Annotated in this window: 15 protein-coding genes; all 15 read right to left on the bottom strand. The window is 38.1% G+C overall.

The features are described 5' to 3' along the window. Positions 1-15: 15 nt before the first annotated feature. Positions 16-309, bottom strand: coding sequence for a VanZ family protein (locus tag AEQU1_RS16420; protein ID WP_181566701.1), 294 nt, complete (start codon positions 307-309; stop codon positions 16-18). A gap of 70 nt (positions 310-379) precedes the next feature. Continuing rightward, positions 380-760, bottom strand: a complete 381-nt coding sequence (gene gcvH / locus AEQU1_RS04030; protein WP_111878954.1) for a glycine cleavage system protein GcvH — start codon at positions 758-760, stop codon at positions 380-382. A gap of 24 nt (positions 761-784) precedes the next feature. Then, the gene (sprA, locus tag AEQU1_RS04025) at positions 785-8,074 is read right to left on the bottom strand and encodes a cell surface protein SprA (RefSeq protein WP_111878953.1); all 7,290 of its coding nucleotides are present in this window, start codon (positions 8,072-8,074) and stop codon (positions 785-787) included. A 3-nt stretch (positions 8,075-8,077) separates the two neighbouring features. Further along, positions 8,078-8,659 carry a Holliday junction branch migration protein RuvA gene (gene ruvA, locus AEQU1_RS04020; protein WP_111878951.1) on the bottom strand — a complete coding sequence of 194 codons (582 nt, stop codon included), beginning with the start codon at positions 8,657-8,659 and terminating at the stop codon, positions 8,078-8,080. Between the two features lie 105 nt (positions 8,660-8,764). Beyond that, a complete protein-coding gene (locus AEQU1_RS04015) occupies positions 8,765-11,047 on the bottom strand; it encodes an NADP-dependent malic enzyme (protein WP_111878949.1) in 2,283 nt (760 codons plus the stop codon). Between the two features lie 61 nt (positions 11,048-11,108). Further along, on the bottom strand, positions 11,109-12,035 hold the full coding sequence (queG, locus tag AEQU1_RS04010) for a tRNA epoxyqueuosine(34) reductase QueG (RefSeq protein ID WP_111878948.1): 927 nt from the start codon (positions 12,033-12,035) through the stop codon (positions 11,109-11,111). Positions 12,036-12,039: 4 nt separating this feature from the next. After that, complete coding sequence (locus AEQU1_RS04005) at positions 12,040-13,371, bottom strand: cytochrome P450 (protein WP_111878946.1); 1,332 nt, start codon at positions 13,369-13,371, stop codon at positions 12,040-12,042. A gap of 9 nt (positions 13,372-13,380) precedes the next feature. Further along, on the bottom strand, positions 13,381-14,403 hold the full coding sequence (gene ruvB / locus AEQU1_RS04000; protein WP_111878944.1) for a Holliday junction branch migration DNA helicase RuvB: 1,023 nt from the start codon (positions 14,401-14,403) through the stop codon (positions 13,381-13,383). Between the two features lie 229 nt (positions 14,404-14,632). Then, positions 14,633-16,462 carry a cbb3-type cytochrome c oxidase subunit I gene (locus AEQU1_RS03995; RefSeq protein WP_111878943.1) on the bottom strand — a complete coding sequence of 610 codons (1,830 nt, stop codon included), beginning with the start codon at positions 16,460-16,462 and terminating at the stop codon, positions 14,633-14,635. 27 nt (positions 16,463-16,489) lie between these two features. Continuing rightward, on the bottom strand, positions 16,490-17,551 hold the full coding sequence (locus AEQU1_RS03990; protein WP_111878941.1) for a cytochrome c oxidase subunit II: 1,062 nt from the start codon (positions 17,549-17,551) through the stop codon (positions 16,490-16,492). 28 nt (positions 17,552-17,579) lie between these two features. Further along, positions 17,580-18,956: a quinol:cytochrome C oxidoreductase gene (locus AEQU1_RS03985; RefSeq protein ID WP_111878940.1), complete on the bottom strand. Its 1,377-nt coding sequence runs from the start codon at positions 18,954-18,956 to the stop codon at positions 17,580-17,582. Positions 18,957-18,982: 26 nt separating this feature from the next. Next, on the bottom strand, positions 18,983-19,645 hold the full coding sequence (locus tag AEQU1_RS03980; RefSeq protein WP_111878938.1) for a cytochrome c: 663 nt from the start codon (positions 19,643-19,645) through the stop codon (positions 18,983-18,985). Position 19,646: 1 nt separating this feature from the next. After that, positions 19,647-20,183, bottom strand: a complete 537-nt coding sequence (locus AEQU1_RS03975) for a DUF3341 domain-containing protein (RefSeq protein ID WP_111878937.1) — start codon at positions 20,181-20,183, stop codon at positions 19,647-19,649. Between the two features lie 2 nt (positions 20,184-20,185). Continuing rightward, positions 20,186-21,985, bottom strand: coding sequence for an NrfD/PsrC family molybdoenzyme membrane anchor subunit (gene nrfD / locus AEQU1_RS03970; RefSeq protein WP_111878935.1), 1,800 nt, complete (start codon positions 21,983-21,985; stop codon positions 20,186-20,188). Between the two features lie 37 nt (positions 21,986-22,022). Next, on the bottom strand, positions 22,023-25,091 hold the full coding sequence (locus AEQU1_RS03965; protein ID WP_111878934.1) for a TAT-variant-translocated molybdopterin oxidoreductase: 3,069 nt from the start codon (positions 25,089-25,091) through the stop codon (positions 22,023-22,025). Between the last annotated feature and the right edge of the window lie 2 nt (positions 25,092-25,093).

The raw sequence follows: 25,093 nt of genomic DNA, 5'->3' as shown, positions 1-25,093 counted from the left end.
AACTTAATTGAAATTTTAAAAATTAAATTTATGTTTTATTGTTTTGAAAAAAAGGATTCCAAGCAATGAACCTGTAAAATTTGCAGCTATGTCGAAAATATCTGCGCTACGTGAATCAGTGAATAACCCCTGTAATATCTCAATTACTATGCCATAAAACAGCAGCGAAAGCAATAATATAAGCATCAATTTAGTGTCAAAACGAAAGTTCAATTTCCTGTAAAAATAGAGCATCCATATATTTATTAAAATAAAATAAATTAGGCAATGCACGATCTTATCACCTGCCGAAAATTGAATTTTTGGCATATCAGGACTAGGTATAAAAAAAAGAACAGATATAATGCAACTGTATAATATCGCAAGAAAAAAGAGGATTTTATTTCCCAATAAGCGCTTTGTATGCGGCATCATCCAAAAGTTCAGCTATTTCATCTGGGTTTGAAATTTTTATTTTAATCATCCAGCCTTTACCATAAGGATCTGTATTTACTTTCTCAGGCTCAGATTCAAGACTGTCGTTAAATTCAAGTATCTCACCAGATAAAGGCGAAAAAAGCTCTGAAACAGTTTTCACAGCTTCTACTGTTCCAAACTCATCCCCCCTTCCCAGGGTTTCGCCAACGGTTTCAACTTCCACATATACTATATCTCCAAGTTCACCTTGGGCAAAAGCAGTAACACCTACAGTTGCTATATCGCCATCAATTTTAACCCATTCGTGGTCTTCAGTGTATTTTAAATCAGCTGGTATATTCATAAATATTATAAATTAAAGTTTTTTTTAGTTTCCAAAATTATATCTCAAAGTAAAGCCACTTCGTATCGTCGTCTGTGGGAAGGCCGTGGAAATTGCGTATTTAGAGAATGAATGATCGTAATAGAACAATGCTGTAAGGTTTTTACTTAACGCATAATCAATTGATAACTGCGCTCCATAAATGGTTTGTCCTGCAGTAGTTTGGTTATTTTGGATATCCAAATATCTAATAATGGTTATATTATCCCTACGTGACAAATCTACCTTAAAGTTTAAATCACTTTTCAATACAGATTTTTTACCTCCAAAATTAGTAGCGATACGCAAGTCTTTAACACGGTATCCAAGACCAATAATATATTCGTTTCCTTTAATTTCTGTAAGTAGATTATTCGCAAAACTTAAAGACAATGCACGATCCTTGCGCATTTCAGCAAGAATTTTTACTGAATTGTTCATTTCAAAATCTATCCGAACCAATGGAGAAAACTGTTCCGTTAGGTTCACATTTGTTAATAGCGTTTGAACTTTGAAATTTCCTGCCTGATCAACAGCTTCCGGATCATTTCTATCGTAATCCAAATTAGACTGAAACTGGTTAACAGTATAGCTCGCTCTATATCCGTGGGCAAGTGAAAAACGCTTAAAGTTTTTCTTAAACCACGCAATTTTCATCAAACCTGTATATTTTATATCCCAGTTTGGAAGTGGAATATCTCTTAAAATCCCAGTTTTTTCACCTGAAGCATTACTGCCCTTATAAGCAGAAAGGAATGAAGGCAATAAAACATCTTGGCTATTTCTTCCAAAACCTACTGGATATCCATCTGCTGTTCTTGGTATGGGTGCTCCTTGGTAATGGTCTTCGGCAAGCCTGTTCGCAATTGTTAAACGGTTACTTCTGAAATCATCAAATGCTACAGAGCTGTTTTCATCACTAGCGCTAAAAGCAGTTTTTATTAATAATGTTGAAATATTGAAGTTCCCAAAAGTATTCGGCGTTAGAGATTGGTATAAACCATCCTGGACAATAAAGTTTTCTGAATAATTTTCAGAATAAATTCTGCTTCCGTTTATGTCTATTGTCAAATCATTTATTGGTTCCAAATTGGCCTGAATGTCCATTTGGCGACTTTCTACTTCAGTATATTGTTCGTTAAATTCTGGATAAAGCGTCAACCAACCCTTTCTTGCGGCCAATTCCCTAATTTCTGCTTGGCTACCAAAAACGAAACCTGTGGTTGGTTTAAGTGTTCCTATAAATCCAATTGACGGCAAGTATCCAGGTAAAAATATGCCATTGTTTTCTTGATAATTGAATTGAATCTTTTTAAGCATAGTAGCAAAACCAATAGCCGTATTTAAAGCTTTGTCTCCTGCATTCAGTCCACCCTGATTACCCGTAGCACCTCCCCCAAGAACATTTGGAGAGCCCGTTTTTCCATTTGAAAGTGCCCCATTCTTATCTTCATCTAGCTTGTTTTCCCTGGTATTTTTTTCTTCTTTACCGGCACCTTTTTCCCCGCCTTTGATGTCGCCGTCACCTTTCCCTTCGTCTCCTAAAGAACTTTTAGCCTTGCTTTTTCTAATTTTTGTAAGTCCCACATAACGGTAAAAACCGTTCATATCTATGCTAGAATTAATTTGATGCGTACTAGCATTTTGAATGGAGTTACCCAAATTATAGGTGTTTGTGGTTCCATCACTCAACTGAATTGGTATTTCGTTGAAAAGATCACTACTCTTCTGCCATTGATAATCGCCGGTATAAGAATAGGTAGCTCTTAGAAATTTCAGGAATGGAAACTTGCTGAAAGGCAAATCATAATTAACCTGTAGTGATTGAAAATGCTGGTTTGGGCTTCCAATATCAAAGAAACCATCCCAAACACCAATTTCGTTATTAACGAAACCATCATCATCCAAATAATTGTTTACAATCATGTTGTTGGAAGATGTAAAATTGAAACGTAATGATTTCGTTAAGTTATGGTTTATGGTATATTGCCAATCATAAAGGAAGTTTCGTTGGTACAATTTTGGAAGTCCAATATTGTCCTGAAGCAAATCAATCTCCCTAAATTTTTGTTCATTGTATTGACGTGTAATATTAGAGCTTACCGAAATATTGGAAGGCAAATAGTTAAAGTTGAAATCCTTAAGGAATTGCCAGTATTTTCCTGTAAATAATGAATCGTTCTTTTTAAAAGGTTCAACAGGTTTTGCTACAAAGTTATAGTTATACGTAGCTCCTGCACGCACGTTTTGTTCAAGTGCATCTTCCACTTCAAAATCGTGATGATCTGTTTGGTTATATGAAAACGATCCCGTTAAATTTTCTACGTCATAAAATTTAGGTTTGCTTTCTCCGGTACGTTCTTTTCGAACTCCAATAAAGTTCACACTTTGGCGTTTCGTATAATCTACGGCCTGCTCTTTTATTCTATCTTTTTCAGCAGAATCTTCCGTATTTTTTAGTCTTGTATCCAGTTCAATATCCTGAAATTCTGGGTCGTATTGGGGAGTTATCAATTCTTCTGAGCGGCCATAATTAAATGGTAGTTGTATTCCCCATTTCTTTGGCATTAATTGCCCAAGATTAACGTTTGTAACTACATCATACTGCTGTAAATCTTCACGACTTCTTTGGTTAGGACCTTGCTCTATGGAACCAAAACCAATTGTACTTCTTTTTCCGGTGGCGCTAACGGTTGCAAAATCTGCAATGTTGGCATCCATACTAACAACTGCTGCCCAACCACCTTGATTTTTAAGTTCAGACATTCTAAGTTCGTTAAACCAAACTTCTCCACACACGTCATTGCCTGTTGTATTTCGAACCCCTAACATAATGGTTCTAACATTACCAAAACTTGGATTTCCTTTAATACCAATTGTCAACGGGTTTTGACCACCCGGCATAGCACCTTCAAGATCACCTGGTTCATAAAACTTGACTTTTGTTGGATCCGCGTTTGGATTATTCTTAAAAAATTCTATTGTCTTTGTTTTTACTTCTTGCAACAATTCCAAAGGAAGGTTCATTCTGTTTGCCTCTGGCCAAACTTCTTCAGCGCTGCTGGCGCCAAAGTTTGTTGGGTTTAAAGGTATTTGAACTTCGTAATAATTATTGGTAAGGTCATTCCCCAAACGTATAAATGCAACTAATTGTCCATTTGTTAATTCCGTTGAATTGATGTCACTTATAATGGATTCTGCGTGAATAAACATTTCAAGGTTTTTATATTGGCGCATATCCACATTGAAATTTTTATAAACAGAACGCCCATCATTTGGTTCTAATCCACAAACTCGTAAAGAAAGCGACTGTTCATTCTCACGAATAATATTGTTATTGTTGTTCAATTCCTCACGCACTAGCCCTGGAGGCAATCTATAAGGAATAGGCTCACGGTTTTCATTTTCTTCGATGCTTACTGATTGCACTTCAAAGAGTGTATCATCATTTGCAGGATCTTCAAAAGTTACGTTATCCAAAGTTTGCTCAAATCTTCTGTAATCGCCTCGCACCAATTCCATTGTTCCAAAACGAAGTACCGTGCTTTGTGAAAACTTCGCAAGGAACATACGCATAAAACGGATGGATCTGAAATCTGAAATACCATTAACAGCTTCGTCTGGCTTGCTAATTGGAATTTTAAACTGTACCCAACGAACCGGTATTACGTTATTGTCTTGTGTTGTTATCTCCAGTTCCTTTATGTCAGCTATATAGCTGTTGTTTTCCCTGTTCATTCCAGGAAACATTTTAACATTGTACTCGTAATAACTTTCAATCGTGTTCATGGTATTGTCACGATTTATATCTTCCACATCCGGTTGTGTGGTACTTCCGCGGTTTGTGTTTGTAACTTCTACAGGAGAGTTGCCTTGCGTTCCATTATATTGTAAGTAACGGTCCAACACACTTCCTTCTGCTTGCAGGAAGTACTGGTAATCATCATTCGCTGGATCGGGAAGGCCAGCAAAAGCCGGGAATCTTGCTCCTTCCTCCCCATTGTTCAAACCGTCAAAGCCAATATCTTGGTTAGTTCTTTCTTGCCCTTCCGAATCAAAAGTATAAACCAAAGATTGGTTACTTGGCACTTTACCCCAAGCCGTGTTGGTTGTATTTCCGTCCAGACCGTCTTTTGGTAATCCGTTTTCATATTGCTTTCTTCCATCCTTCAATACATCTTCAGAAACACTTCCGAGGTTGAAATTTAATTCACCACCTGGGTTCCCGTTGTTTTCTTCGTAAATGAAAGGGTCCATTACCCAAAACTGAATATATTCCACATTTGATTTTTCAAAATCTGTGGTGGTAAGCTGTCGCATAATTCCTCCAAAACGGTTCTCTGGGTTGGGAAGTGTATTTGTACCGGCAGCTTCTGGATTATAGTTGTATTCCCCACGCTGTGAAGGATAATAAGCTAAATCTAAAGTGAACAAAGCTTGAGTCTGTCCTTGGATGATATCTTGGTTTGGGAAAATTTCATCTCTAAAAACCCGTCGTGTAAATGGCGAAGAAAGATCTTCGTCGTTAATTCCGTCCGGACGCTGACTGCTGTAGAAAATTGGGTCAATAGTGTACCAAGAAAGTTTTGCCCGGTCATAATTATATTCTAAATTATCATTGTCAAATTCGCCGCCGTAGCCAATTGGCGCACTGGACAGGGACCAGCTGGATGGTGTGCTTATATCGTTACCTGTTTGCGATGATTCAAAATCGTCAACATAAGAAGTTGTTTTTCCATTGAAATCTGAAACTTTTGGCGCACCAGGTTTCAAATATGCAAATTCACCGCGTAGGGATACATTGGATTCCACATCGGTATCAATGTTTGGCAAATGGTTTACCATTCTTGTCAGAAATGGAACTTCGGTTGAATAATTTACATTTACTCCAAAAATAGTGTTGTTAATTGGCTCAGCTCCATAAGAGGATTTTTGCGTCAATGGACGTTCATTCAGATTTAAATAGGTTGCACCAACCAGAAATTTATCGCTGAATTTGTGCTCCACGTTTAAACCTGTAAAGCGCTTGCTCTGTTGTCCAAAAAGTGAATTGTTTTCTGTGCTTACGGAAATAGGAATATTGCTGTTAAGTAAAGAAGGATCCAAAATTTGCACCCGTCCAAGTTGATAGTTAACGGTATAATCTACACCTTCAACCAACGTTCTTCCTCCAGCAGTTACGGTAACCGATCCTTGTGGAATGTTGAACGCCCCAATAGCAATTCCATCAGCGCCAGTAGATTTGTAACTTCCCTTTAACTGAAATTTATTTTTCTCGCTTTCCTGTTGTTCTGCCTGTGTTTTTGTTCCGGTATAAAGCGTTCTAAAAACGTATTTGTCTTGGTTGGCGTTATATGTATCGGGCATGCTATAGGTAGCTGGCACTGCGGGAACGTTTAATTTGTCGAATAAATTTTTTCCAAATGGTTCAACCGTTGTGAAAATAATTCGGCCGTTCTGTGCATCAACCGTTATCCCCGGAAGAAAATCAAAGAAACCGTCACCGCCCTGTTGGGGGTCATTATTGAAGTTCAGTCTGTCCAGATTGAAAACTTTTAGAAGAATTTGGTCCTTTACATCATCCGGCAAATCTGCGGCTGGATGGCCAACAGATGCTTGTGCTTCCTTAATATAGTTTAGCGGAGAAGGATCTGTATAAAGAATGTTCAGTTTGAAATCGTCTTTTTCAAGTTGATACGCACCAATTGGATAGATGTTTTTCATCATCAAATCCCAAATTGGCTCTTGCACATTGGTAATACTGCTCTTCAAAAGTTTTACAACTAGGTTTTGCGCTAGGCCACCTTCCTCTCCAGGTGGTGGGTTTCCACCACCAGGCTGCATTCCTCCGTTTGCTTCTACTCCGTCATTTGAAAATTCTCCCACTTGATAGACTTTTCCGTTTACGGTAAATTGGTATGAAACAGCTAAAACTTCATCGTTATTCAATTTTTGATTTAAGGAAATGTAACCCAATTGGGAGTTAAGCGAATACTCTCCCGAATCCAATCTTCTTGCATTTTCCAGCGTTACATAATCTACGCCTTCGCTCACCTGCACGCCAGTAAAACCTTGACGAACAGTTGCAACATCACGAATAGCAGAATTAAGAATTGTTTGAACTCCTGCTCGGTCAATCCCAAAAGGATTAAAATCGTTATTTCCGTTATCAGGATAGGCATTTCTGCTGGCGTTTATAAAACCTCCCGGCGGCAAATTCAATCCCACATTTAATGGATCAGATTCACCTATATCCTGCAAAGCCACAATATTGCGTACGTTTTCGGTGCGACTTGTACGGTTTGTTATCCAAACTTCCATTCGGGTAATCTGCACGTTACTGTTTATGAAAGGATATTGTTGTAAAGAACGGTCGTAATTGTCCCTAAAATAATGCCCTAAAAAGAAGTGACGGTTATCGTCATAATCTAAAGCGAAAAGTTCAAAATCTGTAATGGTCGCACCACCTTCGGCACTAACTGTGCGCGTTTCAGATTTTTGTTCAGAGAAAACTCCCGTGATTGTGGTTTTTCCAAACTGAAGTTGTGTTTTTACCCCAAAAAGACTTTGCGCTCCTTGAATTAAAGAACTGTTCAACGGCATACTCACGTTACCAACTTCAATTTTTTGAATGATGTCGTCTTCCGTTGGAGTGTATTCTAGCTTTATTTGGTTTTGGAAATCAAAGGTGCTTTCAGTATCGTAATTTGCCGTAACTTGAAGTCTTGTTCCCACTTTTGCTAAAAGACTTAAACTGATTCTTTGGTCAAAATCAAAAGAGAAATTGCTTCTGTTTCGTGGAGAAAATTGTGGATTATCCTGTTTTGTATACAGTAAACCAAGATCCATTTCTACAGAACCTTGCGGGATTACTTCAATGGTGTTACCGCCAAAAATGGATTCAAAGAAGTTTGAATTCACATAAAAAGTTGGAAGCAAGTTTTTTTGTTGTTCCTCAGAACCTTCTTTTCTACCATCGGTAGCATCAATTTTTTCTTTGAAATATGCCTTCATCTGCTCCTCTTGAATAAGTCTCTGATATTCCTGAGGAGTAAGAATTATTGGATATGAGATATTAAAGCCACCCAAGGTTTGGGTATAGATATATCTGTCAGTTATAGGATCATACGTATATAAATCCTGAATGCTAACGGGCGTGGGAAGATCCATCCTTCCCATCTCACTGCCAACTACAGTTGTGTCCTGCGCCCGCGAAGCATTGCTGACGAAAATGAAACTTACTATTGCTAAAAGCTTGAAAAAGCCACCCTTGTAAACGTAATTTTTTGCCTTCAAATTTTACAAATTTTTTAAAGCTTGCTTAATAATCATTTCAACCGAAGCCTGAGAATTTTCATTAACAATTTTATCACAGACTTTTTCTGCCAATTTTCTGTTAAAACCTAATGTCTCCAAAGCAGATAACGCTTCATTTTTGTTCGTATTGCTTGTTCCGGAAGAAATAGACGACAAACCGTATACTTTTAAAATCTTATCTTTTAAATCCAGAACCACACGTTGCGCAGTTTTGGCCCCTATTCCCTTTACTGATTGGATTGTTGTAATATCGTTCAATGAAATTGCATCCAAAACCTGTTCTGGCGCCAAAGATGAAAGCATCGTTCTTGCGATACTCGCCCCCACTCCGGAAACGCTAATCAACAACCTAAATATTTCACGTTCTGCAACACTAGAAAATCCATATAAAATATGGGCATCTTCCCTAACGAGTAAATGAGTAAACAATTTAACATTTTCACCGGAGGGGATTTCGGAAAATGTGTGCAAGGAAATATTGATAAAGTACCCTACTCCATTGCAATCTATCACTACATCTGTCGGGTTTTTTTCAACCAGTCTGCCCTGTATATGGGTTATCATATGTTAACAAAAACTTAAAGGCTCAAATATAGTATAATTATTTACAACTGCCATTGGGGTTTTTGTGAAAATATTTGGTAAGATTCTGAGCAATTACTTGCTTCCTTAATCCCGCACGCGCTTCTCCTTCTGCTGTGCATCTACAACCGCCACGGCACTCATATTTACCATTTCCTCAACGCTAGCGCCCAACTGCAGAATATGCACAGGTTTTCTCATTCCCAACATTATTGGGCCAATAGATTCCACACCGTTCAGTTCTTTCAACAATTTATAATTACTATTGGCAGAATCGAGGTTCGGAAAAATAAGTGCGTTCACTTTTTTTCCTGCCAGTTTTGAAAATGGAAATTTCTTTTGAAGCAATTCTGGATTTAAAGCGAAATCTGCCTGAAGTTCGCCATCAACAATCATATCTGGATTACTTTTGTGAAGCAAGTCCACAGCCTCGCGCACTTTTGCCGCGTGCGGATCTTTAGAAGAACCAAAGTTAGCGTAACTAATCATTGCAATCACAGGTTGTAATCCGAACATTTTCATTGTGTAATTCGTCATTTGGGCAATCTTCGCAAGCTCTTTAGCAGTGGGGTCAATATTTATGGATGTATCTGAAAAAAACAACGGCCCTCTTTTGGTAAGCATCAAGTTTGTTGTTGCAACTTTCGTTACTCCTTCAAATCTACCAACAGTTTCAAAAACCGGAACTACTACGGAAGGATAGGATCGCGAATAACCTGAGATCATACAGTCCACATCGCCTTCGCTCAACATCATTCCAGCAAAGTAATTGCGTTCTCTTATCAGTTTTTCCGCTGTATAAAGTGAAATGCCGCTTCGTCTGCGTTTCTCCCAAAGTTTTCGGGCGTAATGCTGAAGTTTATCAGAATGTTCGTCACTTTTTGGATCAATGATTTCTAGTTCAGCATCAAAGTCAATTTGCTCCATCAGCTCAAGAATAATTTCCTTTCTGCCCAATAAAACCGGTATACCAATACCTTCTTCATGAACAATCTGTGCAGCTTTCAACACATCCAAATGATCTGCCTCAGCGAAAACAATTCGTTTCGGATTTAATTTCGCGCGATTTACCAATAGGCGAACAATTTTGTTATCGCTACCCATTCGCTCATAAAGCTCATCCTGATATTTTTCCCAGTCTGTAATATCTGTTGTAGCTACTCCACTTTCCATTGCGGCCTTCGCAACTGCGGGTGGAACGGTGGCAATCAAACGTGGATCAAAAGGTTTTGGGATGATGTATTCCTTTCCAAAGGTAAGTTTCGTTTCACCGTAGGCAATATTTACTTGTTCTGGTACGGGTTCTTTAGCCAAATCTGCCAATGCTTTTACAGCGGCCATTTTCATGGCTTCGTTAATTTTAGTTGCTCGAACATCTAACGCTCCGCGGAAAATAAACGGAAACCCTAGTACATTGTTCACTTGATTAGGATGATCGCTACGCCCTGTAGCCATAATGATATCTTTGCGCGTTTTAACAGCCAAATCATATTCAATCTCTGGGTCGGGATTGGCCATTGCGAACACAATTGGATTGGGAGCCATGCTCAAGAGCATTTCTGGCGTAACAATATTTTTAACAGAAAGACCAACAAAAACGTCGGCATCTTTCATTGCTTCTTGCAACGTATCAATTTTACGATGCGAAGCAAATTCTGCTTTTTCATCTGTAAGACTTTCGCGATCTTTGCGAATAACACCTTTGCTGTCAAGCATTACGATATTTTCGGGCTTTGCGCCAAAAGCTTTATAAAGTCGCGTACACGAAACCGCCGCAGCGCCAGCACCACTAATAACTATTGAAACATTTTCAATCTTTTTTTCTGAAATTTCCAAGGCATTGAGTAATGCAGCCGCCGAAATGATTGCGGTTCCATGTTGGTCATCATGCATCACAGGAATGTTAAGCTCTTCCTTCAACCTTCTTTCAATTTCAAAAGCTTCGGGGGCTTTTATATCTTCAAGATTAATTCCGCCAAAAGTTGGTGCAATGTTTTTTACAGTTGCTATGAATTCATCAATGTTTTCTGTACCTATTTCAATATCGAAAACATCAATATCTGCAAAAATTTTGAAAAGTAACGCCTTACCCTCCATCACAGGCTTGGAGGCTTCGGGACCAATATTTCCCAATCCCAAAACCGCAGTTCCGTTTGAAATTACAGCTACAAGGTTTCCTTTATTTGTGTACTTATACACATTATTGACTTCCTTTTCAATTTCAAGACAAGGATCTGCAACACCGGGTGAATATGCCAAGGAAAGATCCCGTTGTGTTGAATAACTTTTTGTTGGAACCACCTGGATTTTACCAGGTCTTGGTTTTGCGTGATATAGTAAGGCCTCGCGACGTTTGCTTTGCTTGCTCATAAGTTTCAATTTTGTAATTTACAAAGTTACTCGGTTAACCGAAAGGAAGCAATTTTAATGGTTAATCTTTCAGGAAGTTTATATTGCGCGTCAATCCAGAAAATTTTGTGCGTTTCACTGCACTGTTCTTAAATATTTTCTGAAAAACTTCTTCGGTTATTTCTTCCCAATCTTTTTTGGACATTGAGAGCATTTCAGGATTTGGATTAAAAAGTGGTTCGTTGTGCGGTTTACTGAAACGGTTCCACGGGCAAACATCTTGACAAATATCACAACCAAACATCCAATCTTTAAAATTACCTTTTTGAGATATTGGGATTTCATTTTTCAGTTCAATCGTAAAATAGGAAATACATTTACTGCCGTCTACAACTTTATCTCCAACAATTGCATTGGTGGGGCAAGCGTCTATGCAGGCAGTGCAACTTCCGCAGTGGTCTGTTACGGGCGTGTCATACTCCAAATCTAAATCAACAATTAATTCAGCAATAAAATAGAAAGAACCCAATTGCTTGGTGAGTAAATTGCTGTGCTTGCCAATCCATCCCAAACCGCTTTTTGCGGCCCAAGCCTTGTCTAAAACCGGCGCAGAATCTACAAACGCCCGACCGTGCACATCGCCAATTTCTGCAGAAATGAAATCCATTAATTGCTTCAGTTTTTCTTTTATGACGAAATGATAATCGGCGCCATAAGCATATTTTGAAATTTTATAGGTTTCTGAAGTTTGCATTTCCGAAGGAAAATAATTCAGCAATAAAGAAATAACACTTTTGGAATCTGGAACAAGTAATGTGGGATCCAACCTTTTGTCGAAATGGTTTTCCATATAGGCCGTTTCACCATGCATATTATTGTTGAGCCAATTTTCAAGACGCGGTGCTTCTTGCTCCAGAAATTCAGCTTTGCTTATTCCGCAGGAAATAAAACCAAGTCGTTTTGCCTCGGCTTTTATTAATTGCGAATATTTTGAAGAATTCTGAATCACCCAATTATCTTAAATTGAATTTTAAAATAGCATTTTTTGGCTTAAGGGTAATTAATGGTTTGATTTCAATTGGTGTTTTCTTTTCAGAAATTTTATATTTCCACATAATTTCTGCAATAGCCAAAACCATTTCATACATCGCAAAATTATTGCCAATGCACATTCTAGGACCGGCGCCAAAAGGAAAATATTGTCCAGAAAAATGGCTGGAATTAACTTCTGAAAAACGTTCGGGTTTAAACTTTTGTGGTTCGTCCCAGTTTTCAGGATTTGTATGAATTTCCAACAAGGAAAAAAGCAAACTTGAATTTTTCGGAATTTTCATTCCATTAAATTCATCTTCCTCAATATTCACACGATCAATAAAATAGGCTGGAGGATACAACCGAAGCGATTCTTCAATAACGTTTTTAGTGAAAGGACAATTTTTTATAAAGTCCATTAAAGTTTCTGATTCCTCTTTTGCTTCGGTTATTTCAGCATGAAGTTTTTCTTGAATTATAGGATTTCGGGCTAGCAACTCACAAGTAAAAGTCAGTGCGTTTGATGTGGTTTCGTGACCTGCCGTAAAAAGAATTAAAATTTCGTCAATCAACTGACCTTCTTCCATAGCGCTACCATCTTCATAGCGCGCATCCAAAAGCATATCTAATAAATCATCTTCACGTTTGCCAGAATTTCTTCTTTGATTAACGAGTCTTTTCAAAATTGTACGTGCTTCTTCAGTTTCTGCTATATGTTTTTTTATTTGTCCGCTTAATTTAAACCACCATCCCAAATAGGGTTGACGCAACTCTTTCACCAACATTTGCTGCGCAGATTCCGTTATTTGCTGAAGTTTGTTTATTTCATTTTGATCAACCGCACTACTGAAAAGTGATTTCACCACTGTTTGAAAAGCCAAATCATTAAAAACAGGGAAAATATCTATTGGTTTATCTGTTTCAATTTTCAGCAGTTCCGTTTTAATAGCTGCATCAATTGTGTCTAATAGATTTATCAATTGTTTTTTATGAAAAGCTGGCTGAATTAATTTGCGTTGTTTTTGCCAAAGTTCTCCTTCAGAAGTTAACAATCCAAAACCCACATATTTTGAGAGATCTCGAGTTTGGATTGGTGATTTTTTATAATTTCTATGATTTTTTTGAAGTGCATATTGCGCAAAACCAGCATCACGTGAAAAAATAACCGAATTTCCAAAACCTAATTTTAACCGAAAGGTATCACCTTTGGTTTCAAAGTTTTTATGGTGAAAAGGCAATGGATTTTTAAGGATTTGGGTTGAATGTACCAAAAACCGAAAAGCAGAAACAGATGGAATTTTTTTTGTTTCCATAGTATTATTTTAAAACAATCCGCCTTGGGAAGGGCCTTTTAACTTGCCAAGATGTTTGTAGGCAGCTTCTGTTACTTCACGGCCACGAGGCGTACGCATAATAAATCCTTGTTGAATCAAAAATGGCTCATAAACTTCCTCAATGGTTTCGGGACTTTCAGAAACCGCCGTAGCTATTGTAGAGATTCCAACGGGGCCACCTTTGAACTTTTCAATTATTGTTAATAGAATTCTGTTATCCATTTCATCTAAGCCATGGGCGTCAACGTGTAAAGCGTCTAACCCAAATTTTGCAATTTGGACATCAATTTTACCATTTCCTTTTATTTGAGCAAAATCACGGATTCTGCGTAAAAGTGCATTTGCAATTCGGGGTGTTCCCCTACTTCGTCCAGCAATTTCAATTGCGGCTTCCATTGAAATAGGCACGTTTAATATACCTGCACTACGTTGCAAAATTGTGGTCAGTAATTCTGTGGTGTAATATTGTAATCTGGAAGAAATTCCGAATCTAGCACGCATAGGTGCGGTTAATAAACCAGAACGTGTAGTAGCGCCGATGAGCGTAAAAGGGTTTAAATTTATTTGAACCGAACGTGCATTTGGTCCAGATTCAATCATAATGTCAATTTTATAATCTTCCATTGCAGAATACAGGTATTCTTCAACAATTGGGCTCAATCGGTGGATTTCGTCAATAAACAAAACATCTCGCTCTTCAAGGTTAGTAAGTAATCCAGCAAGATCTCCCGGTTTGTCTAGAACTGGTCCCGAAGTAACTCTAATATTTACATTAAGCTCGTTTGCAAGAATATATGCAAGGGTTGTTTTTCCCAACCCAGGAGGTCCGTGAAACAAAGTGTGATCCAATGCTTCACTACGCAAATTTGCTGCCTGCACAAAGATTTGAAGATTTTCCAAAGCCTGATCCTGTCCCGTAAAATCCTCAAAACTGAGAGGACGGAGTTTTTTTTCAATATCCAGTTCCTGTGGCGAGAGGTTTTCTCCGGTGGGATCGAGGTGTTCGTTCATAACACAAATATAGCAATCCTTTGGAAGCTACTTTAAAAAACAAAGCCATACTTTTCAGTATGGCTTTTGAATAAACAGTAGATTCCTCACTTCCTACATATTATTAACTCAATAGTGTAAAGATAATGCAAAGTGTCGAAAATTTTACTACGTAGTACTACGGATTTCTTTGCATAAAAAAAGCCTTTCAAAATTGAAAGGCTTTTTAATTTTATGTTTTCAAAAAAGATTAGTGGTCCATCTCGTCTTCATTATCTTGAAGCGGGACGTTCTGGGGAATAAAATCCTGTCCAGGAATCACGTAATCTGTTTCATCTTTATTGAGTTTACTATAATCGTAAGACCAACGGTACACGTGTGGAATAGGACCATCCCAGTTTCCGTGGATGTGCTTTATTTCGGAAGTCCATTCTAATGTTGTGGCATTCCAAGGGTTTTTCGGACCTTTTTTTCCGTAGAAAATAGAGTGGAAAAAGTTGTATAAAAATACTACTTGAACACTAATAGTAATTATTGCGAAAATGGTCATCACAACGTTTATATCTGCCAAATCATCAAAATAAGGAAAGTTTGTATTTGTATAATATCTACGTGGCAAACCTGCCATACCGACAAAGTGCATTGGGAAGAAAATTCCGTAGGCGCCAATGGCTGTTACCCAAAAGTGAATATAACCAAGTTTTTTGTTCATCATTCTACCTTGGAACATCTTCGGGAACCAATGGTAAACTCCTGCTAACAATCCGTAAAGTGCAGAAATACCCATTACTAAGTGGAAGTGAGCAACAACGAAATACGTATCGTGTACGTTAATATCAAGAGCACTGTCCCCAAGAATAATACCTGTTAAACCACCTGTAATAAATGTAGAAACAAAAGCTATGGAGAATAACATTGCAGTGTTCATCTGCAGATTTCCTTTCCAAAGTGTCGTGATCCAGTTAAAAGCTTTTACTGCTGAAGGAATAGCAATCAACAATGTTGTAAAGGTAAATACTGACCCCAAGAATGGATTCATCCCTGAAATAAACATGTGGTGACCCCAAACAATTGTTGAAAGGAATGCAATAGCGAGAATGGATGCGACCATTGCTCGATATCCAAATATTGGTTTTCGGGAGTTTGTTGCCATTACTTCAGAAACAATACCCATTGCAGGAAGAATTACAATGTAAACTTCAGGGTGGCCTAAGAACCAAAATAGGTGTTCAAATAATACTGGAGAACCACCTTGATGGTGCAATACTTCACCAGCAATATAAATATCTGAAAGGAAGAAAGAAGTACCAAAACTTCTATCCATTATTAACATTAATGCTGCTGAAAACAATACTGGAAAAGAAACAACACCAATAATTGCTGTTACGAAAAAGGCCCAAATTGTTAATGGCAGACGCGTCATGGACATACCTTTTGTTCGAAGGTTTATAACAGTAACTATATAGTTAAGTGATCCCAATAATGACGAAGCAATGAAAATTGCAATAGATGTTAACCAAAGAGTCATACCTGCACCCGAACCAGGGATAGCCTGCGGCAAAGCACTCAATGGAGGATAAATTGTCCACCCAGCTGATGCTGGTCCAGCTTCAACAAACAATGAAAATAACATTATTATGCTAGAAAGGAAGAATAGCCAATAAGAAACCATGTTCAAGAAACCGGAAGCCATATCACGTGCTCCAATTTGTAGGGGGATCAAAAGGTTACTGAATGTTCCGCTCAACCCAGCCGTCAATACAAAGAATACCATTATGGTACCATGAATTGTTACCAATGCAAGATAAATACTAGGATCCATAACACCATCTGGCGCCCATTTTCCCAAGAATATTTCAAAAATAGTGAATTTATGGTCTGGCCAGGCTAATTGTAACCTGAACAATAAAGACATTAATATACCAATAATACCCATGAACAAACCTGTAATTAGGTATTGTTTAGAGATCATTTTATGATCTTGGCTAAAGATATATTTAGTTACAAATGTTTCTTTATGATGATGCCCGTGATCGTCGTGGTGATCTTCTACTGCGTGGACCTGTGCGTGTGCTGACATATCTTTTTAAGCTAAATTTTATTTATTTTATTTGCTAAGTTGTTCTGCCAAGGTGGGCTGTTCTGCCAACCAGGCTTTATAATCTTCTTCTGATTCTACTATAATCTTCATCTGCATGTTATAGTGACTAACTCCACAAATTTTGTTACACAGAAGCAAGTAATCAAACTCATACGGGTCTAAAGTTTCTTGACCCGCGGCAGTAAGTGCAATATTTTTATCGGTTCTAATTTTATTTATTCGCGCCACTTTTTCAACTACTTTATCATTTTGCCTCATTTCTACAGTAGTTATTGTGGGGGTAAAAGCAAATTGAGTAATCATTCCTGGAACACAATTCATCTGTGCTCTAAAGTGTGGCATAAATGCTGAGTGAAGAACATCTTGTGAGCGCATTTTGAATAAAACCTTTCTACCTACAGGCAAATGTAATTCAGTAACTACTTTGTCATCCTGTCCGTTCGGATCTGCAGGGTCAACTCCTAATTGGTTAATACCTTCAATTAAACGAACATTCGCTTCCCCGAGTGTATTGTCGTTTCCGCCGTAGCGTGCCTTCCAGTTAAACTGCTGTGCATAAAGTTCAACAACCAGAGGGTCATCGTCCTTATCAACGTTCATAATATCTGTCCAAGTAAAAAGGCCATAAATAATAAGCCCTGCCAGAACAATTACAGGAATAATAGTCCAAATAAATTCCAACTTATCATTATCTGCATAGAAAGTTGCTCTTTTGGTTTTATTTCCTCTGTAAACAAAGGCAAAATAGTGCAACAACCACTGCGTAAGAATTCCGACGAAGAAAATAACAATCATCGAAATTAACATCAGATTATCTATTCTGGCTCCATGCTCTGATCCTGATTCGGGTAAAAGAACATCTCCCCAAAGCCAGAAAGTAACAATCGTTAAAATATACATAAAGGCGAGAAAGCCCATCATCAAATAACCGTTCATGTTATTGTCCTTATCTGATGCTATTTCAGAATGTGTTGATGGCTTAACCTTTGCCAGTTGGAATATTCTGTTCATTTGCCAAACAGAAATTCCAAAAAGGATGATTACTAGTATAACTAAAAATGCGGTCATCTTATAATATCTTCTTTAAACTAAATGATTAAAAATGGTAGTTTTCACTTTCTTTAATATACGGATCATTTTTCGGCCTTAAAGAAACTTTGCCGAGTCCTGTTCCAACAATAAAAATAAACAATCCCATAAAGAACAAAAACGCTGCTATTTCCGGAATTCCAAAACTCCAATTGTGACCCACCGTTGATGGCATTACCAAAAGGAAAATGTCTATATAGTGTCCTACCAAAATAAATACGGCTGCTATAACAACGAACCAAGGAATTCTCTTATAGTCGCTATTCATCAACACTAAAATTGGCATTACAAAATTAAGGATAAGCATTCCGAAAAACAACACTTTATATTCTTGTATTCTAATGATAAAATATGTTACTTCTTCTGGAATGTTTGCGTACCAAATTAACATAAATTGACCGAACCATAAATAGGTCCAGAAAATACTGAAAGCAAACATAAATTTTGCCAAATCGTGCAAGTGCTTATCACTCACAAAAGGTACCAGCCCCATGTTCTTTAAGTGAATGGTAACGAGAGCAATTACGGTAATTGCTGAAACAAACATACTTGCAAAAATATACCAAGCAAATAGTGTGCTGTACCAGTGCGGCGTCATGGACATAAACCAATCCCAAGACATAGTAGCTTCAGTAAGAAGGAAGAAAATCAAGAAGAACACAGACGCCTTAAAGTTTTTTCTGTGAGGTTCATAATTATTTGCTTCTGCTTGTGCCAATGAGTTTTTTCTTGAAAAATAGCGGTACAAGTTCCAACCCAGAATATAGATAACAGCTCGTATTAAAAAGAATGGAAAATTTAAATAGCCAGCTTTACCCTGAAGAATTTTATCATCAGCCACCAATTCGTGATTTTGCCAAGGATAAAAATGTGTTCCAGCAAAAACTACTATTAAAAATACTATTACAGAGCCGGGCAACAAATAGGAGGTAATACCTTCTATAATTCTATAAAGAACTGGAGACCATCCTGCAGACGAAGCATATTGAATAGCGTAAAAAACCAAAGCCCCCAAAGCAATCATCATAAAGAAAAATGCAGCAACAAAGGTTGCGGACCAAGGTCGTGTTTGTAATTGGTGCAGTACATGTTCTTCGTGAGAAGCTACTCCATGACCTTCAGGTTTTAAATCTGTTGCATGCTCCATGGCTGCATCAGAATATCCTTCTTGTCCACGAGCTTCATCCACAAAATTTGCAGTATTCTCTTCACCGTGGGTTACAACAGCATGTTCTTCGCCGTGATGACCTTCTTGTTCGGCCATTATCTCTTTTACATCGTCTATAGTTTTCGGTGTGGTTAAAAACCCGAAGATTATTCCTGCAAGCCCTAGGACTATAAGAACAATAGAAAACAGTTTTAAATTTCTTGGTAGCGTGTACATATCTTTAGCTATTCTCTTTTAAATCTTTATTTAGGTTCCAATTCTGAAGCAGTATTACCTCCTGCGGGCTCCATTTCAACTTTTGTAGTATCTGTTTTTGCGCCAGCTTGGTTAGTTTCCAAAAAACTTGGTTCTCCGTTAAGTGCTGCTTTAAGATCCATTACATGCATAGCAATTTGCCATCTTTCCTTTTCATTGGTTTGTGAAGCATACGAGCCCATTGCATTTAGTCCATAGTTTTCTACATGATATATACCTCCTGGCACAATATTACGTCCTGGATCTGCATAACTAGGAATCCCCAAAAACTTTTCGCGTGTTGCCAATATTCCTTTCCCATCACCTTTGTCTCCATGACATACGGCACAATATATAGTATATAATTGATTACCTACCGCTAAATTTTTTTCAGTTACTTCGTAAGGATTTTTTAACTCTGCTTTCGCAAGTTCCAATCCTTGAGTAGTATTTTCATAATCATAAGGTGTAAATCCACGTGGCACGGTATGCTCAGGCGGAGTCATTGCTTCCTGTTGATTTGGGAATACACCATACTCTCCATAAGTTTCATAGCCTACTGGGGCATACATGTTTGGAAAATACTGATAGTTCGGTTTTTTATCGTTAAAACAAGAAACCAAGGTTGCAGATGCAATAATGGCAATTCCTATGTTTATAAGTGTCTTCATATTAATGGTCTTGCTCGTTTTCAATTAAACTAATCTCCGATGCGCCCGTATCATATAAAAATTTAGTAAGCTTTTCAACATCGTGGTTCTCTACATCTATTTCCACTAAAAAATGGTCATCTGTTGTACGAACATCAGGATTTTCAGCTTTTTTAAAAGGCCAAATCTTACTTCTCATATAAAATGTTACAACCATCAAGTGAGCTGCAAAAAATACGGTAAGCTCAAACATGATAGGAATGAATGCCGGCATATTTTGATAGTATGTGAAACTTGGCTTACCCCCAATATTTTGAGGCCAATCTTGAATCATCATATAATTCATCATCAACACGGCAACACTTAAACCTATTAATCCATAGATGAATGAAGTGATGGCAATACGTGTTGGCGCTAATCCCACAGCATGGTCCAAACCATGTACTGGGAAAGGCGTGAAAACTTCAGATATATGATAATTTGCTTCACGGGTCTGCTTAACGGCCTGCAACAACAGGTCATCATCTGTATAAATAGCGTGTATCTTTTTTGAAGCCATAACTAGTTGTTGTTTTTTAGCATTAGTGCCTGTCCTGCCCAATCGTCGCGTTTAGCTCTTCCTGGGAAATCACTAATTATCTCGTCTAATAAATCATATTCGCGATCGGTCATTCTACTCACCTGTTCAAAAGTGAAAATTCCCAATTGGTGAAGTTTTTGTTCCATAACCGGTCCAACTCCATTAATTTTTTTCAAATTGTCTTGTTTTTGAAGGGCAGGATCGAATGTACCAACACTGGAAAGCAGGTTGTCTATTTTACCTCGATTAGCTTCAAAATTAATATCATTATTTTCTACATCTTCATTCGTCTCATCAAAAGCGCTATCAAAATGCTTTCCTTCCACATTAGCTGAAGGGCCAGCATCTGCTGGATACTCCTCTACAGTTTGTAGGTGACTATGGTCATCACCGTGTTGAGCACGCAATCTTTTAAAAGATTCTCCAGAAGATTTCAAAATTGTTTTTACTTCTGCCTGCGCAATTACTGGGAATGTACGAGCATAAAGAAGAAAAAGCACAAAGAAGAATCCAATAGTTCCCATAAACGTTCCGATATCTACAAATGTAGGCTGGAACATGGTCCAAGAAGAAGTCAATCTGTCTTTACTTAAATCCACTACAATTATATCAAAACGCTCAAACCACATCCCGATGTTAATTATAAGTGCAACAAAGAAAGTCCACATAATATTTCTTCTTAAGGATTTAACCCAAAGAGAAAGGGGGACAATAAGGTTACAGATAATCAAGGCCCAAAACGCCCACCAGTATGGTCCGGTTGCCGCACCAAAAGAAAGGTATGTATAGTTTTCATATGGTACACCAGAGTACCAACCAATGAAATATTCAGTAAGATATGCAACTGTTACAATACCTCCAGTCAGCAATATTACCTTATTCATATATTCAATATGAAGCACGGTTATATAAGCTTCAAGGTTTGATACTTTACGCATAATAATAAGTAGCGTTTGCACCATTGCAAATCCAGAAAAGATTGCACCCGCCACAAAGTAAGGAGGGAAAATGGTACTGTGCCATCCCGGAACTACCGAAGTAGCAAAGTCAAAGGATACAATTGTGTGTACAGAAAGTACCAAAGGCGTAGCCAAACCTGCCAAAACAAGTGAAACTTCTTCAAAACGTTGCCAGTCTTTCACACGACCGCTCCATCCAAAACTAAGGATTCCGTACATTTTTTTCTGAAATGGACTTGTTGTTCTGTCGCGAATCATAGCAAAATCAGGTAGCAATCCTGTCCACCAGAAAACCAGCGATACAGAAAGGTATGTTGAAATTGCGAACACATCCCAAAGTAGCGGTGAGTTGAAGTTTACCCAAAGCGATCCGAACTGGTTTGGAATTGGAAGTACCCAATATGCCAACCAAGGACGTCCCATGTGGATAATAGGAAACAATCCTGCTTGTACTACAGCGAAAATAGTCATCGCTTCCGCAGAACGGTTAACGGCCATTCTCCATTTCTGACGGAAAAGTAATAATACCGCAGAAATAAGTGTTCCGGCGTGTCCAATACCTACCCACCATACAAAGTTTGTGATATCCCAAGCCCATCCAATGGTTTTGTTCAATCCCCAAACCCCGATTCCGGTTGAGACTGTATAAATGATACAACCCAATCCCCACAAAAATGCGACAAGGGCAATGGTAAAAACAATCCACCAAGATTTATTGGCCTTTCCTAAAACTGGAGCTCCTACATCTACACTGATGTCATGATAGGACTTTTCTCCCAGAACTAACGGCTCTCTTATAGGTGCTTCGTAGTGTGACGACATATTTAATTCTTAAATAATTGGTTCTTGACTAAAATTTTTATACTTCCGTTGTATTCTTTATCATCGCGTGGTAAAACACATTAGGTTTGGTACCTACATTTTCCAAAAGGTGATACATACGTTTATCTTCCTTCATTTTCGCTACTTCAGATTCTTTATCATTAACATCTCCAAATACCATCGCTCCAGTTTCACAAGCGCTAGAACAAGCAGTATGGAATTCACCATCTTTAATTGCTCTTCCATCTCTCTTGGCATCAAGGATGGTTTTTTGGGTCAATTGGATACACATGGAACATTTTTCCATAACCCCTCGAGAACGAACTACAACATCTGGATTCAGTACCATTCTACCTAGGTCATTATTCATGTTGTAATCAAACTCATCATTTTCATTGTATAAAAACCAGTTGAAACGACGTACTTTATAAGGACAGTTGTTTGCGCAGTAACGAGTACCCACACAACGGTTATAAGCCATTTGGTTTTGACCTTGACGCCCGTGTGAGGTAGCAGCAACCGGACAAACAGTCTCACAAGGTGCGTGATTACAGTGCTGACACATTACAGGTTGAAATGCAACCTCTGGATTTTCATAAGCTGGAACTTCTACTACTTTATAACTATCAAAAGCAGGAAGGTTTTCAAGAGTTTCAATTTCTTCTTTGAAAGATTCGCCAGCAGAATAGTATCTATCAATACGCAGCCAGTGCATATCTCTAAATTTTCTAACTTCCTCTTTACCAACTACAGGAACGTTGTTTTCAGCGTGACAAGCTATTACACAAGCGCCACAACCAGTACAAGCATTTAAGTCTATGGAAAGATTAAAGTGAGGTCCTACAGTTTCGTCAAACGGGCTCCAAATATCTGCCTTTTTATCACGAACTGAAATTTCATTATGGTCATAATCTGTCACCGGAACAGAATTCCAATATTCTTTATCTTTAGTATTGAAAATTTCAAGCGTAGTTTCCTTTATAATATCATCGCTTCGACCCGCCATTGTGCTTTGCAACTGCACACAAGCAAATTCGTGCATTCCACTAGCTTTTTCAATAGAAACTTTTTGAATGTTAGAGAAGTTTTGATAAAGTGGGTACGCATTTACACCCGTCTGCATTTCTTTTTGAATGCCAACAGCAGTATTTCCATAACCCAAAGCTAAACCAACAGAACCTTTTGCCTGTCCTGGTTGGATTATTACAGGTATATTTTCAACTACCACATTCCCCATTTTCACATTTACATAGCTTCCATTTAAAGCTCCGTTGGAAACATGTGTATTCTCAAGATCTAATGCTTCAGCATCTGCTGCCGAAACTGTAAGGTAGTTATCCCAAGAAGCTCTGGTTATTGGATCTGGAAATTCTTGTAACCAAGGGTTGTTGGCTTGTTGACCATCTCCTAAACCTGTTGAAGTATATAAAGTAAGATCATAACCACCTTCTTGCATAAATGCTGAAAGTGCTCCATTGGAAGTACTTTCTTCCATCATCCCAGTTCCTTCGGCAGCAGAGTTTACTTCCTCCATTACCATTTCAACATCGCTGGCAATAAAACCATCGTGAAGGGCTTGGTTCCAAGAACCACCTGCCAACATGGAAGTAGTCCAGTTCTCTTTTATATAATCATAATATTTTTTTGAATTGCCTGTCCATTGCAAAATACTGTCTTGAAATTGACGCGTATTAAATAAAGGACGGATAGTTGGTTGCGCAAGGCTATAAGTACCTTTCTTTATTTGTGCATCGCCCCAAGATTCTAGGTAATGAGGTGTTGCAGCAACCATTTTTGCAAGGGACGCAGTTGCATCTTGCTTCATTGCAAATGCAAGAGTCATTTCAAGTTTTTTGTAGCCCTCTGTAAATTCTTTACTATTAGGGAAGGAATACACAGGGTCTACACCTACTGTGATTAGACCTTTAACACTTCCTGAAACAACACCATTAATAACGTTCATTACTTCAGTATTGCTACCTTGTCTTGTAAGTAATGGCTTATTAACATCAATAGCTTCACTGCCTGCATTAAAATTTAAAGCCATGGTTTGGGAAGCTAAATCTGGCAAACTAGTTATCAATAACGCTTTGCCTCCTGTTTTTTGTAGTTGTGCTTTTGCTTTGTTTACAGCATCAGCAATATTTTCTGGTAAGCCTGAAGCACTTCCGCCCGTCAAAGCTTTTAAAATCTCTAATTGTTGTGAAGGGGTTGCACGAACACGTTTATCAGCTTTTGCTCCTGTTAAAGTAAGGTTAGCCTCAAATTGAATGTGGCGAGACATCTTTCCGTTTTTAGGAACACGTCCTTGCGCGTATCCTTTGCTATAGCTTCCACCTTGCCAATCTCCCAAGAAATCTGCACCCACAGAAACAATTACTTCAGCTTTTGAAAAATCGTAATCTGGTAAAGCGCGAGTTCCGTATTTATTCTGAAAAGCATCTAAAGCTCCTGAACAAGAAACGGTGTCATAAACAACGTGGCGGATGTTAGGATATTTTGAAGTAAATTCAGAAATCAATTTTGAAGTAGATGGGCTTGCGAAGGTTTGCGTAAGCAAAACAACATCTTTCCCAACCATTTCATTCATCTTCTGCGCAACGGCAGTATCAAACTCTGGCCAGCTAACTTCAGCACCGTCCACCATTGGGCCGGTCAATCTATTTTTATCATACAATGATAGAACTGAAGCATGCACTCTTGCATTTACACTTCCGCCATTCACTGCTAAATCGTTTCTTTCAATTTTAATCGGACGGCCTTCACGTGTTTTCACCAAAATATTAGCAAAATCAAAACCATCAGCCATTGTTGAGGCGTAATAGTTTGCAATTCCAGGAACTATCTCGTCCGGTTGAACCACATATGGAATTGATTTCACTACTGGTCCTTCACATGCTGCCAAAGTTGCAGCAGCTGTAGTAAAGCCCACATATTTTAAGAAATCACGACGCGTGGTTGAAGAAGACTCCAACGCCGACTTATTGCCAAGAAATTCGTCCGTTGGTATTTCGGTTACAAACTCATTGTCCTGTAGTGCCTTCACTATTGGGCTGTCTTCGTTCAGCTCTTCAACACTTTTCCAGTATTTCTTGTTTGATGCCATAT

This window comes from Aequorivita sp. CIP111184 (genome assembly GCF_900489465.1).
In the GTDB taxonomy this organism is placed as follows: domain Bacteria; phylum Bacteroidota; class Bacteroidia; order Flavobacteriales; family Flavobacteriaceae; genus Aequorivita.
This window is presented reverse-complemented; position numbering and strand designations above follow the sequence as displayed.

Excerpts from the sequence above, each read along its gene's own strand:
- AEQU1_RS03990 (WP_111878941.1), bottom strand. The coding sequence starts at position 17,551 with ATGACCGCATTTTTAGTTATACTAGTAATCATCCTTTTTGGAATTTCT.
- AEQU1_RS04015 (WP_111878949.1), bottom strand. The coding sequence starts at position 11,047 with ATGAGCAAGCAAAGCAAACGTCGCGAGGCCTTACTATATCACGCAAAA.
- AEQU1_RS03975 (WP_111878937.1), bottom strand. The coding sequence starts at position 20,183 with ATGGCTTCAAAAAAGATACACGCTATTTATACAGATGATGACCTGTTG.
- ruvA (WP_111878951.1), bottom strand. The coding sequence starts at position 8,659 with ATGATAACCCATATACAGGGCAGACTGGTTGAAAAAAACCCGACAGAT.
- AEQU1_RS03985 (WP_111878940.1), bottom strand. The coding sequence starts at position 18,956 with ATGTACACGCTACCAAGAAATTTAAAACTGTTTTCTATTGTTCTTATA.
- AEQU1_RS03965 (WP_111878934.1), bottom strand. The coding sequence starts at position 25,091 with ATGGCATCAAACAAGAAATACTGGAAAAGTGTTGAAGAGCTGAACGAA.
- nrfD (WP_111878935.1), bottom strand. The coding sequence starts at position 21,985 with ATGTCGTCACACTACGAAGCACCTATAAGAGAGCCGTTAGTTCTGGGA.
- ruvB (WP_111878944.1), bottom strand. The coding sequence starts at position 14,403 with ATGAACGAACACCTCGATCCCACCGGAGAAAACCTCTCGCCACAGGAA.
- gcvH (WP_111878954.1), bottom strand. The coding sequence starts at position 760 with ATGAATATACCAGCTGATTTAAAATACACTGAAGACCACGAATGGGTT.
- AEQU1_RS16420 (WP_181566701.1), bottom strand. The coding sequence starts at position 309 with ATGCCAAAAATTCAATTTTCGGCAGGTGATAAGATCGTGCATTGCCTA.
- AEQU1_RS03995 (WP_111878943.1), bottom strand. The coding sequence starts at position 16,462 with ATGTCAGCACACGCACAGGTCCACGCAGTAGAAGATCACCACGACGAT.
- AEQU1_RS03980 (WP_111878938.1), bottom strand. The coding sequence starts at position 19,645 with ATGAAGACACTTATAAACATAGGAATTGCCATTATTGCATCTGCAACC.
- AEQU1_RS04005 (WP_111878946.1), bottom strand. The coding sequence starts at position 13,371 with ATGGAAACAAAAAAAATTCCATCTGTTTCTGCTTTTCGGTTTTTGGTA.